Genomic DNA, 12,724 nt, shown 5'->3' on the forward strand with positions numbered 1-12,724 from the left:
ATCTTTCACTCAATTTTTATTATACTTCTTCAAAATAAACAGTAATCATTTATTATTTGACAATAATGTAACAATGTAAAAAACTAAGCGATAACGTATACATATACAGTTATTACTTTACTTAATACTTTAGAGATATATTCTTTTCACAAAAAAACAGCTGCTAGCATTTAGCTAGCAGCTGGGTAACTTATAAATAATTTTAAAAACAAATCATCTGTCGTCTCAGTAATTTTATCAAACAGATCACTTTCTTCCGCTTCTTGCTCTTTTAACATCTTAATTGTTTCACGTGCATCTTCAGGGTAATCAGTTATGATACCATCTACGTTTAACTTATAATATGCCTTTAAATTTTCCATATCATTTACTGTCCATACGTAAATTGGTTTGTTTAACTTCCTTGCTTCTTTTACTAATTTCTTATTTAACATATATTCTTCTGCTACGTAAAAGTCAGCCTTCACATTCTTTAAGTTAGCTCTACTTGCATACAATATATACCCTACTTTTATATCTGGATTTGCACGCTTAAACTCTTTAATAAGCGGATAGTGTAACGTTTGAATTACACATTGCTTCTCAAATTCATTATCTTTAATCGTTTTTAAGACTTTGTTTACAAAGTCTTTTTCGCCCCCATGAAGCTTCACTTCTATATTAAGTTTGATTTTGCCATTTGCTAGCTTAATGATTTCATCAAGTGTACTTATTTGTCCTGAAAGTCCATCTTGACTAAGGGTAAGCTGCCTTAACTCAACCATCGTTAAATCTGACACATGCACATTTGCATTTGCGAGACGTTTCAGCTTCAAATCATGTATAACCGCTAGTTCACCGTCTTTCGTTTGTAATACATCTATTTCAGCGTAGTCTGCTTTTGCATCAATAGCACCTTGCACAGCTTCTTTCGTATTTTCTACGCCTTTTGATATATACCCGCGGTGCGCCATAATAATCGGTTCTTTATACGAATTTGAAATAAACGTTACAATGAAGGCAACGACCATTCCCGCAGTAATAATCCCTACAATGTATACGCCAATGAATTTCCAACGATGTTTTTGGAAGAAACATTTATCTGCTTTCGTTTTCGAATAATCTAATCCTTCTTCTAATAAAACATCTTCAACCGGTACCTTTTGTAAGTATAATCGCGTAATCGCCATAATATAAAATGGCGTCACGATAAAGCTGAATAAATACAATGTGCTCGTTAAAAATACAGAAATCGTTGATTCAGCTAATAATGCAAATGTTCCTTTCGGGTTTGTAAATTCATAAACACCCCATAGGCACAATAAATATATTCCCAAAAATACGACATATACAATTCCAATTGAAATAAAAAATCCTACTAAAAAGAGTAGTACTTTAAAAAAGCTTTCCTTTACTAAATTTGCACTTTTACGTGCTGCCACGCGAAATGATTTTTGCTCTAAAACAACAATAGGTAGAACGAAAATCCATCGAAGATTCAAATACGCGACTACAGCAAAGAACGTGTAATAACCAACTTGCCCCATCGTTGTCTTAAACAGTTCTCCTGTAATAAAGTTAGGAATTTGAATTTGCGGGATTAATGCCGTTTCATATCCCATATTTAAAAGAGGCAACAATACGACAGCATATAAAATAAATCCTGGTAAGCAATATGTGAAAAGAGTAGGTAAATACGTTACCGTTTTATATAAAATCGGACGTAATTTCACCTTCTGTCTTTTATGAGCGAAATACGAAATAATAATAAGCACCGCAAATTCCGTAAAGATAAGAAACAGTGCTAACAATGATAAAATTACGATTGCTAAGATGCCATAAGGCGTCTTTAAAAACGCTAATAATTCATCATTTGTCGCATTTGCATAACCACCAAAATACAATAACTTATTAAAAATAATTCCAAATAGCGGAACAAACACAATCGCTGCTAATAATTTATAAGCAAGTTGAAAAGTTAATACATTCCAAAAAGCAAATTTAACTGTTTGAAAGGAATGTCTCATTACTCCTGGTATAGATAGTTTTTTACGGTGTTGCATATATTCCTCCAAATTCTAAAACGGTATTTGAGATGGATTCCATATTTCCAGTTCTAATCCATCTTTTTAATAATAATATATTCCGCTTAACATGAACACTCTTATACATATAATGAAAAAAGTGATGGCTACTTCCCATCACTTTTTCATTTATTCTATTTTTTCTCTAGCCCTTGTCCAAATGCTTTCAAGAAGCTAAAACCGAATGTAATAGCTCTATTGATATCTGGATCTTTTAATACTTTAAAGAAATCCATCACTTTTGTTTTTTTGCCACTATTTAATTCATCTGTTGCAAATTGCAATCCTGTAACTAAACTTGACGTAATTTGCTTCGTTATTTCTGGGTCAACTGAAGATAACGCTTCTCCTGCCCCCATCATATTATTTAACGCATTTTTAACGGGTTCACGATTTAATTGCTCCACAGCGATTTTTGAAACATCTTCCTTCGCAGCAAGTAAACTAATTGCCGCATCTAATATACCAGCCTTCTGCAACTGTGCTAAAAGCTGCATCGTTTCTTCTACTGCTTCACGATTATTAGATAGCTCATTTAGAAGTTCATCTGCTACTTGCTGTTTCTGTTCTTCCTCTGTTACAACTTTCTTTTTAATTACAGTAATTTCTTTCGCCACTCTCTCCGCCCCCTAGTCCACAAGTGATACGTATTGTTTTCTTTGCCATTTTTGCTGGATTTCAACACCGTTTTGCGGATTACGCTTTTTATCTCTCGGGTTTGAAGATGGTAACGGACGATTCCCTCTTTCACGTAGTACACGCATCTTTACCATCGTTTGTTTGTACGCTGGTGTACACGTATAAAGATCTGTCGCCGTTCCAGTTAAAATATTGATTGCCTCTTCATTTACCGTTGCATGCATCGGTAAATATAGCTCTTTCCCCGTTACACGATCTGTAACAAGTGCCTGTACTTTAATTTTCCCAAATGGTGATGCTAATTCTACAAGACCACCATCTTTCACATTGCGCTCTAGGGCAAGTTCAGGCGAGATTTCAACGAACACTTCAGATACTTTAGATAAAATACCAGCCGATTTATTCGTCATATTCCCTTCATGGAAATGTTCTAACATACGACCATTATTTAAAAGTAAATCATACTCATCTGGCGCTACAACTGGTGGTACCCATTCATCTAATGATAGACGAGCTAGTTTATCTGGGAAGTTAAATCCGTCCACATATAATAGTGGTGTATCGCTGCCATCATGGCTACCCCAACATAAACTATTCCATCCTTCTAAACGATCGTATGTTGCCTGAGAATATAAAGGTGCAAGCGATGCAATTTCATCCATGATTTCACTTGGATTTTCATAATTCCAGTCCCCGCCAAGTGCACGAGCTACTTTTTGTAAAATCCACCAGTCTGGCTTTGAATCACCAAGCGGCTTCAATACTTCATATAATCTTTGAATACGGCGCTCTGTATTCGTAAATGTTCCCTCTTTTTCTAAGCTTGGTGCTGCCGGTAAAATAACATCAGCAAAACGAGCTGTTTTCGATAAGAACATATCTTGAACAACAAGGAAATCTAAATTCGCTAAAATATGTTGTACATGGTTGGCATTCGAATCTACTAAAGCCATTTCTTCACCCATAACATACATACCACGCAGTTTTCCTTCATCTGCCGCAAGTAACATTGCAATATTATTTAAGCCTGGTGCTTTCGGAATTGTAGTACCGTATGCTTTTTCAAATTTCGCACGGAGCGCATCATCTGAAACTGCTTGGTAACCTGGAAGCCAGTTTGGTAATGTTGCCATATCACAAGCGCCTTGTACGTTATTATGTCCGCGTAATGGATATGCTCCCGCACCAGGACGACGATAATTACCCGTAACAAGCAATAGATTTGAAATTGCTGCTGAAGTTGTACTTCCTCCAGTATTTTGCGTTACACCCATTCCCCAAAGTACACAAGTACCATCTGCTTCATATACCATACGAGCCATTTCTTTCAGATTTTCTTTCGAAATCCCCGTAATTTCTTCTGTATAATCAAGCGTATACTTTTCTACCATTTTGCTATATTCATCAAAATTCTTCACATTTTCAGCTATGAACTTTTTATCGTGCCAATCTTGATCAATAATATATTTCGTAATACCAGCGAGCCATACATAATCAGTTCCTTGGCGCGGATGAATGAATAAATCCGCACGCTCTGCCATTTCATGTTTACGAAGGTCCGCCACAATTAATTTTTGGTCATGTAATTTATGAGCACGTTTTACACGCGTTGCAAGTACAGGATGTCCTTCTGTTGGATTTGCTCCAACGATAATGACAAGGCCTGCTTCCGCAATATCCTTCACTGTTCCAGCGTCCCCTCCCATACCGACAGTTTTAAATAAACCATCTGTTGCTGGAGATTGACAATAACGGGAACAGTTGTCTACATTATTCGTTCCATATATTTGACGGGCTAGTTTTTGCATAAGATAATTTTCTTCATTCGTTACTTTCGAAGAAGAAATAAATCCAAATGCATCACTTCCATATTCTGATTTAATATGCTGCATATTGGATGCAACAACTTCAAGAGCCTCTTCCCATGAAGCTTCAACAAACATATCTCCTTGGCGAATTAATGGCTTTGTAATACGATCTTCACTGTTTACAAAATCCCATCCAAATTTTCCTTTTACACATGTGGAAATACCGTTAACCGGCGCATCTGAAACAGGCTGTACTTTCAAAATGTGGCGGTCTTTCGTCCATACTTCAAATGAACAACCTACACCACAAAATGTACAAACTGTTTTTGTTTTATTCACTTTCGTCTTACGCATCGCAGCCTCTACTTCTGAAACTGCTAAAATACTACTATATCCCGGCTCTACATCCTTTACAAAATCAATCATCGGATCTAACACATCCGGTTTCAATCCTGTCATGAATCCAGCTTCACCCAGCATTGTTTTTTCCATTAACGCATTACATGGACATACTGTTACACATTGTCCACAACTTACACAAGATGAGTCATTTATACTTACACCATTGTCCCATATAACACGTGGACGGTCTAAGCTCCAATCAATCGATATAGTTTCATTCACTTGTAAGTTTTGACATACTTCTACACACTGCCCACAAGCAATACATTGATTTGGATCATATCGATAAAATGGATGTGACATATCCACTTCACACGCACTTACTTTTGGCTCATACGGATATTTCTGTTCCTCAATTCCCATCATATGTACTGTATTATGGACTTTACAGTTACCATTATTGTTATCACAAACGGTACAATACAGTAGGTGATTCTCTAATATTCGATCCATTGCCTCAGTCTGTGCCTCTTTTGCACGCTGGGACTGTCTTTCGATATGCATACCGTTCTCTAATTTCGTTGAACAAGCACGCAATAACTTTCCATTTACTTCTACAATACACGTATCACAAGTTTGAATTGGATCTACTTCTGGTACATGACAAATTTGAGGATGTTCCAAATTACTCTCGTTAAATAATTGTAGTATCGTCTTTTCACCTGATGCAGAAAATTCTTTACCATCGACGGTTACACGGACTGTCTGTTCTGCCATAGTTTCCCCTCTCCTTACAACCAACTGTACAACACAATTATGAATCCGTTTTCAAAACCGCATTACTGTACATATTTTTGAAACGCTCTACCCAAATACTTTCTTATGAAGTCGATTCTAGATGTTATAAGGTATAACTACGAAAGCTTGAAAATATCACTATTCTACAGTTCTATTATATCGTACATATACAATAATAACCAAAATAATCTGTGATCTTCTTGTTAATAGGTGTTTTTATTTTTCCCATTGTTTTATGATAAATGTGGGAGAGAAATACATATAAAAGGGGAATTAAATATGGGGCCTACGCAAGAGACTTATACAATTGTACGTTATCAATCTGGTACATTTTCAAAACAACTTGACGAGATTGTTACAGAATCTCCTATTACTATTAAATTGAATGGTGAAGAATATGTAACAGTCGTATGCACACCAAATTATATTGAAGATATGGTAATTGGTTTTTTAATTTCTGAGGGGATTATTTCTTCCTATAACGATGTTGAAGAACTATGGGTTCAAAAAGATAACGGAATTGTCCATGTAAAATCATCAAAAGTGAATCCGCTCTATCAAACTTTATATAATAAACGATACATCACTTCTTGCTGCGGAAAAGGTAGACAAGGTTTTATTTTCGTAAACGATGCGGCAAAAGCAAAAGACTTACATGATATACATGTAAAAATTACTCCTGAAGAATGTTTTTACTTAATGAATACTTTACAACAATCTTCCACTACCTTTCGCCAAACTGGTGGTGTTCACAATACCGCGCTATGTGATCGAAATAATATCCTTCTATCAAGAATGGATATCGGAAGACATAATGCATTAGACAAAATATACGGTCATTGTTTACGCAATGATATATCTGTTAAAGGAAAAATTATCGCATTTAGCGGACGTATTTCATCCGAAATTTTACTCAAAGTTTCAAAAATCGGATGTGAAATTGTTCTATCTAAATCTGCCCCAACAAAACTAGCATTGCAACTTGCTCACGATTTAGGCATTACAGTCGTAGGATTTATTAGAAATGAATCTTGTAATATTTACACACATCCACATCGAATTGATGGTTATCAATCGAATAACTAAAATAGCTCCTCAATTGAGGAGTTATTTTAGTTATGAAAATGTAATATATTAAAGACTTGAATAGTTAATAAAGTTAATATATAATTTCATTACATATTAAAAAACAAAGCATTGTAGCATATATCTTTTCATTCTTTTACAAATTAAAAGAGACTGCTAACAAAACACATACACAATCTTATAAAAGTAATGGATTTATTTTATTTGAAATCGACCAAGGAGGTTACAACTATGGAAATTCGCTTATTAACGACAGAGGACGCAGAAATATATTTAAAAGTTTGTATGGAAGGTTTAACGAAGAACCCGGAAGCTTTTAGCTCTTCCTATGAAGATGTTTTGAAACATGAGGATCCTGTAGCTGCTATGGCAAAACGATTAAGCAATCCGGATAAGTATACTCTAGGGGTCTTCAAAGATGATGATTTAATCGGCATTGCTACTTTAGAAACAAAGCCTTTTATTAAACAAGAACATAAAGCAAAAATCGGTTCCGTTTTCGTTTCCCCAAAAGCGCGTGGCCTTGGAGCAGGACGAGCTCTTATTAAAGCAATTATTGAAAATGCCGATAAATTACATGTAGAACAACTTATGCTCGATGTTGTAGTTGGTAACGCCGGTGCCAAAAAATTATATGAATCATTAGGTTTCCAAACTTACGGCGTACAAGAGCGTTCATTAAAACATAACGGTCAATATTGGGACGAGGAACATATGGTTCTGTTCTTAAATGATTAATACTTCAATATAGTTTTCCAAAAGCATCTTTTTATTAAGAAAGATGCTTTTTTCATTACAACAATGTAATCTTCATGTCACCTTTATCGATCGTACCAATCCTTACCATTCATTATACTAAAAATATAAAGTGACACTTTACTCAGTGGGGAACCACATCTCACACTGATCGCATGTACTTGATATGTAAAGGAGAATGTGACATGAAACAAAACAAACGAGCTATGCTTTTAATATTTACTACAGCAATTATAACTTCTGGATTAGCAATTTTACCTTGGTTTATTATATAGAAATACTCCCCCTAACAACGAAAAAAGCTGATTGCTTCTTAAGAAGCAATCAGCTTTTTTTATATTATAAAATCCCCAAAATTTTATTTACGCAACTTATAATAATAACCATAGATACGGCAACGCACATGACAACCGTATTACGATCTTGCTTTTCTTTTTTTGAAATTTCTTCTTTTGAATTCATGTGTATGATCTCCTTTTAAAAAAAGTGTGAGATAGGAAATTTTTCTTATCCGATGCGAGGTGAATACGAAAACCCTCTCTATCTCACATACACAATAGAATGGAATTGTCATTTTATAAATAAAATGACATGACGTTATGTCGCAACATAGGGTATTTTGTGTCGCTACGTTTTCTATTATAAAAAATAGTTGTGCAAAACTAGTGCATTTTTTATGTCAATTACTCTGAGCGAAAAAATCAGCCCTCCATTCAATCACATAAAAAGAGTTTTTTATTATTTTCATGTAAACTATACAAGTAGAATGAACAGTTTGGGGTGCACAAGATTATGGTAAAAATTTTATTAGTAGACGATGAAGAACGTATGTTACGATTATTAGATCTGTTCTTAAGCCCTCGCGGCTATTTTTGTATGAAAGCTACCTCTGGCCTTGAAGCACTAAAATTAATCGAACAAAAAGAATTCGATATTATTTTATTAGATGTTATGATGCCAAATATGGATGGATGGGATACTTGCTATCAAATTCGTCAAATTTCCAACGTTCCTATCATTATGTTAACAGCTCGCAACCAAAACTACGATATGGTGAAAGGCCTCACGATGGGCGCAGATGATTATATTACAAAACCATTTGATGAGCATGTATTAGTCGCACGAATCGAGGCTATATTACGCCGTACAAAAAAAGATGGCTTTGTTAGTTTCAATGGTATTGAGTGGGATAAAACAAAACATACTGTCACAGTTTATGATGAAAAAATCTCGCTAACTCCTATCGAATTTTCGTTACTCGGGCTATTTTTGCAAAATACAAACCGTGCTTATAGCCGAGATGATTTAATCGAAAAAATTTGGGGCTATGAAACAGATATCGAATATAGAACAATTGACTCACACATTCGTAATATCCGTGATAAACTACGCAAAAAAGGATTTCCGATTGAAGATTACCTAGAAACGGTCTATAAAGTCGGATATAAATGGAAAAGTGAATAATTACTTCGGTCAGTGGGAAATCGTATACCACTGACTCTTTATTATGAATAAGGTATGGTGAAAAAATGAGTAAACTTTCCCTTAAAATTGGGACATACTTTTTAATATTAGCTTTATGTATTGAAACAATTGCTTTCGTATCTTTTTATAAAAGCCTTTCAAAAATGCGTATTGTAGAGGAAACAGATGCTCTTTTAGAGAAAGGTAATCGCTATAGTAAAAAAATTAAAAGCCGCGAGAGACGGGATGAATATTATAAAGAAATGAAACACGCTGAACATAATAAAAATCCTAAACGTCCTGTGTACCCTGAGTTCGATATTACGAATGAGGCTGCACACTTAGTTGAATCGGAATCAATTTCTAACTCCGATATAGCTATCATTATTACTGACCATAACGGCAAAATTATTTCCACCTCAGAACCCGTAACAAAAGATATGCAAAAACAACTTACTTGTAAAACAGAAACTGTCCCAGACGGTGGCTTAGTCGTTGAAAGGAACTGGAAAAAATCAAAGTTCATCACAACAGTAAGCCCACTTAACACAACAAAGTTTCAAGGAAAGCTATATATGTTATTAAAAACATCTTTCCTAGAAAATATGTTGCTTAAACTCATGAACCAATTTCTTATCATTAGCGTTTTAACAATTATTTTAACAACAATTTCTGTCTTTGTTTTTTCACGCGTTATTACAGAACCACTTGTAAAAATGAAAAGAGCGACAGAAAAAATGTCAAAATTAAACAAGCCAATTCAATTAGGTATTAAACGAAATGATGAACTCGGAAGTTTAGCAAAAACAATTGAAGATTTATCGAGTGAACTTACGTATATGAAAAAAGAGCGCAATGAATTTCTCGCTAGTGTCGCTCATGAACTATTAACTCCATTGACCTATATGAAAGGTTATGCGAAGGTAGCAAAGAGAGACTCTTTAACAAAAGAGGAGCGAGAAGAATACTTACAAATCATTGAGGATGAAACGGATAGTGTAACCGATCTCGTCCAAGATTTATTTATGCTTGTACAATTAGAACAACACCAATTTGTTATAAAAAAACAAAAAGTGCTTCTTCAGCCATTTTTAGAACGAATGGTAGAAAAAACAAAAACAACATTAACAAATAAGCAAATGCAGCTTCATGTATATTGCAAAGATGATTTAGAAGTTTGCATAGACGAAAGACGTATGGAACAAGTTATGTTAAATTTATTACACAACGCTTATCAACATTCGCCAGAAAACACATCTATTACGATACGTGTACTCATGAAAACAGATTCTTTTACAATAAGTGTACAAGATGAAGGTGAAGGTATTCCTGAAGAAGATATCCCGCATATTTTTGACCGCTTTTATCGTGTCGATAAATCTAGAACACGAGCTACAGGCGGAAAAGGTATCGGGCTAGCTGTTGCAAAGGAAATTGTAGAATTGCATAACGGTTCCATTCTAGTAACAAGCCAATTAGGAGCGGGAACAAACTTTATAATCGAGCTACCTTTTGAATAATATGCGTGTGAAAACACCAGTAGTAGTAAACACTACTGGTGTTATTTTGTTCATAAAAACAGCTCATCTAAGCTAAGCTTTTGAAATTATTCTTATTTCAATATAAAATAAAGTGAAACTTTAATCCATGGAAAGGTTCACTCCATGGATTATTAGTTGAACCAATCGGGCATTTACGGGCATTTATCTCCCACTTAACTTCCGCGCATTTGCCGAATTTTAAAGTTGGAGTCTTACTGCCCGCGAATAGCGGGATAAAGGTACATTTGCAAAGATTTGGAGGGTGATATAATTGGATATCCATGTATTAACAAAAGACGAAGCAGAAATTTACTTAGAACTTCGCGTAGAAGGATTAAAGCAAAACCCTGAAGCATTCAGCTCTTCTTATGAAGATATTATTAATAAAGAGTGTGCGATTGAATATAAAGCACAAAAATTAGCACAAGATGAAAACTATACGCTAGGTGCATTTAAAGATGGAAAATTAATCGGGGTTGCAACACTGGAAACGAAACCATATGTAAAACAAGAACATAAAGCTAAAATCGGTTCTGTATATGTATCTCCAAAAGCGCGTGGACTTGGAGCAGGAAAAGCACTTATTAAAGAATGTCTTGAGCTTGCTAAATCTTTAGAAGTAGAACAAGTTATGCTTGATGTTGTTGTTGGCAACGATGGAGCGAAAAAACTTTATGAATCATTAGGTTTTAAAACATTCGGTGTACAAGAACGTTCATTAAAATATAACGGACAATATTGGGACGAAGAGCATATGGTCTTATTCTTAGATGAAAATAAATAATAAAAAACATCCTCATGTTTGGAGGATGTTTTTTACTTTCTTGTAAACCATGCCGTGTGTAATAATTGAATCGCTTTCGCAATTTCTTCCTCTGATAATATCGCAAACCCAAGTAAAACTACATTTTCAGGTGCAGTATCGTCTTTATAGTACGTAGACACAGGATATATTTTGATACTATGTTTCGCAGCTTCTTGAATTAATTCTTCTTCCCGCATTCCATTATGCACTTTTAATAAAATGTGTAATCCCGAATCTTCTCCTATCACTTCAACACGATTAGAGAAATACTTCTCTATTTCAAAAACAAGTCGATCTCTCTTCTTTCGGTAGACGACACGCATTTTATGAATATGTTTTTCCCAATAGCCTTCATTTAAAAATCTTCTAATCACTTCTTGGTCCATTCTTGAAACACTTTGTGTATAAAATAAATATTGCTGTTGATACTTTTTAATTAATTTCTTCGGCAACACCATATAGCTCATCCGTAGCGATGGTAATAATGCTTTAGATAGCGTCCCCATATAAATAACTTTCCCCTCTGTATCTAACCCTTGCAGCGCCGGTATAGGCTTTCCAGAATAGCGAAATTCACTATCATAATCATCTTCAATAATATACCTGCTCTCTTCTTTCTTTGCCCATTGTAAAAGCTGCACCCTTCTCGTAATAGGCATAATCATTCCATATGGAAACTGATGGGAAGGTGTAACAAATACAACATTCGCATTGCTATTTTCTAAATCTGCAATACAAATTCCATCTCTATCTAAAGATAACATTTGGACTCTTGCTTCTCCCTGTTCAAAAACAACCATCTTCCTATGATACCCTGGGTTTTCAACTGCATAATTGCTTCCCTTTAACAATTGAAACAATAGTTTCACTAATATTTGTGTTCCCGCTCCTAATACAATTTGACTAGCTGAACAACGCACACCTCTAGATTCATACAAATAATTCGCAATCTCTTCTCTTAAGCTTGCTTCTCCTTGAGGGTGTCCTAGAAAGAGAAGTTCGTTATTATACGGCTGCCATACTTCATTTACAATTTTCCGATACATATTGAATGGAAAAGCATTTGTATCAATTCCTGTTTGTGTAAAATCAAATTTATAACTCTTCTCCTGAAACGGTACTTCTTCTATTCTATCTCCGCTATCCTCTACATGAACCATTTGCTCAATCTTGCATACAAAATAACCTTTTCTCGATATCGACTCAATATAACCTTCTGCAAGTAATTGTTCGTACGCTGCCTCTACTGTATTTTTACTTACTTGTAAATGTATCGCTAACTTTCGCTTAGCCGGTAATTTCGTAAAAGGGACAATCGATCCATCTTTAATCTCTTTTTTTATATACTCATACAATTGCACATACAATGCCTTTTTACTATTCATATTTAAATTAGGCGTTAATTCTAACATAATATCTGAC

General features: G+C 34.8%; 10 protein-coding genes. 5 read left to right on the forward strand and 5 right to left on the reverse strand.

Features of this window, described 5'->3' with window-relative positions; genetic code table 11:
* Positions 1-170: 170 nt before the first annotated feature.
* The 3 genes from OXT04_RS24720 to fdhF form a co-directional block, all read right to left on the reverse strand.
* Positions 171-2,042 carry a glycerophosphodiester phosphodiesterase gene (locus tag OXT04_RS24720; protein ID WP_001164721.1) on the reverse strand — a complete coding sequence of 624 codons (1,872 nt, stop codon included), beginning with the start codon at positions 2,040-2,042 and terminating at the stop codon, positions 171-173.
* 155 nt (positions 2,043-2,197) lie between these two features.
* Positions 2,198-2,680, reverse strand: a complete 483-nt coding sequence (locus OXT04_RS24725; protein WP_001040540.1) for a helical membrane plugin domain-containing protein — start codon at positions 2,678-2,680, stop codon at positions 2,198-2,200.
* Positions 2,681-2,692: 12 nt separating this feature from the next.
* Positions 2,693-5,629: a formate dehydrogenase subunit alpha gene (gene fdhF, locus OXT04_RS24730; RefSeq protein WP_267418276.1), complete on the reverse strand. Its 2,937-nt coding sequence runs from the start codon at positions 5,627-5,629 to the stop codon at positions 2,693-2,695.
* A gap of 300 nt (positions 5,630-5,929) precedes the next feature.
* On the opposite strand from fdhF, the gene fdhD reads away from it, so the two are divergent.
* Together fdhD and OXT04_RS24740 are read left to right on the forward strand one after the other, a co-directional pair.
* Positions 5,930-6,736: a formate dehydrogenase accessory sulfurtransferase FdhD gene (gene fdhD / locus OXT04_RS24735; RefSeq protein ID WP_000529238.1), complete on the forward strand. Its 807-nt coding sequence runs from the start codon at positions 5,930-5,932 to the stop codon at positions 6,734-6,736.
* A gap of 231 nt (positions 6,737-6,967) precedes the next feature.
* Positions 6,968-7,474 (forward strand): GNAT family N-acetyltransferase, encoded by a 507-nt coding sequence (locus tag OXT04_RS24740; RefSeq protein WP_000405868.1) that lies wholly within the window; start codon positions 6,968-6,970, stop codon positions 7,472-7,474.
* A 357-nt stretch (positions 7,475-7,831) separates the two neighbouring features.
* Here the strand turns inward: OXT04_RS24740 and OXT04_RS24745 are convergent, their stop codons facing one another.
* Entirely contained in the window at positions 7,832-7,954 is a 123-nt protein-coding gene (locus OXT04_RS24745; protein ID WP_001085006.1) for a hypothetical protein, read from the reverse strand.
* A 330-nt stretch (positions 7,955-8,284) separates the two neighbouring features.
* On the opposite strand from OXT04_RS24745, the gene OXT04_RS24750 reads away from it, so the two are divergent.
* The 3 genes from OXT04_RS24750 (at position 8,285) to OXT04_RS24760 (ending at position 11,281) form a co-directional block, all read left to right on the forward strand.
* Positions 8,285-8,956 (forward strand): response regulator transcription factor, encoded by a 672-nt coding sequence (locus OXT04_RS24750; protein WP_000238956.1) that lies wholly within the window; start codon positions 8,285-8,287, stop codon positions 8,954-8,956.
* A gap of 65 nt (positions 8,957-9,021) precedes the next feature.
* Complete coding sequence (locus tag OXT04_RS24755; RefSeq protein WP_063546416.1) at positions 9,022-10,476, forward strand: HAMP domain-containing sensor histidine kinase; 1,455 nt, start codon at positions 9,022-9,024, stop codon at positions 10,474-10,476.
* Between the two features lie 292 nt (positions 10,477-10,768).
* On the forward strand, positions 10,769-11,281 hold the full coding sequence (locus OXT04_RS24760; protein ID WP_000351212.1) for a GNAT family N-acetyltransferase: 513 nt from the start codon (positions 10,769-10,771) through the stop codon (positions 11,279-11,281).
* 32 nt (positions 11,282-11,313) lie between these two features.
* Here OXT04_RS24760 and pdxR read toward each other — a convergent pair whose 3' ends face one another.
* Entirely contained in the window at positions 11,314-12,714 is a 1,401-nt protein-coding gene (gene pdxR, locus OXT04_RS24765) for a MocR-like pyridoxine biosynthesis transcription factor PdxR (protein ID WP_086387699.1), read from the reverse strand.
* Positions 12,715-12,724: the final 10 nt, after the last annotated feature.

Origin of the sequence: Bacillus sp. GC_Bacil_1, assembly GCF_026540675.1 — a bacterium.
Lineage (GTDB): Bacteria > Bacillota > Bacilli > Bacillales > Bacillaceae_G > Bacillus_A > Bacillus_A cereus.

Excerpts from the sequence above, each read along its gene's own strand:
- OXT04_RS24720 (WP_001164721.1), bottom strand. The coding sequence starts at position 2,042 with ATGCAACACCGTAAAAAACTATCTATACCAGGAGTAATGAGACATTCC.
- fdhF (WP_267418276.1), bottom strand. The coding sequence starts at position 5,629 with ATGGCAGAACAGACAGTCCGTGTAACCGTCGATGGTAAAGAATTTTCT.
- fdhD (WP_000529238.1), top strand. The coding sequence starts at position 5,930 with ATGGGGCCTACGCAAGAGACTTATACAATTGTACGTTATCAATCTGGT.
- OXT04_RS24740 (WP_000405868.1), top strand. The coding sequence starts at position 6,968 with ATGGAAATTCGCTTATTAACGACAGAGGACGCAGAAATATATTTAAAA.
- OXT04_RS24745 (WP_001085006.1), bottom strand. The coding sequence starts at position 7,954 with ATGAATTCAAAAGAAGAAATTTCAAAAAAAGAAAAGCAAGATCGTAAT.
- OXT04_RS24750 (WP_000238956.1), top strand. The coding sequence starts at position 8,285 with ATGGTAAAAATTTTATTAGTAGACGATGAAGAACGTATGTTACGATTA.
- OXT04_RS24755 (WP_063546416.1), top strand. The coding sequence starts at position 9,022 with ATGAGTAAACTTTCCCTTAAAATTGGGACATACTTTTTAATATTAGCT.
- pdxR (WP_086387699.1), bottom strand. The coding sequence starts at position 12,714 with ATGTTAGAATTAACGCCTAATTTAAATATGAATAGTAAAAAGGCATTG.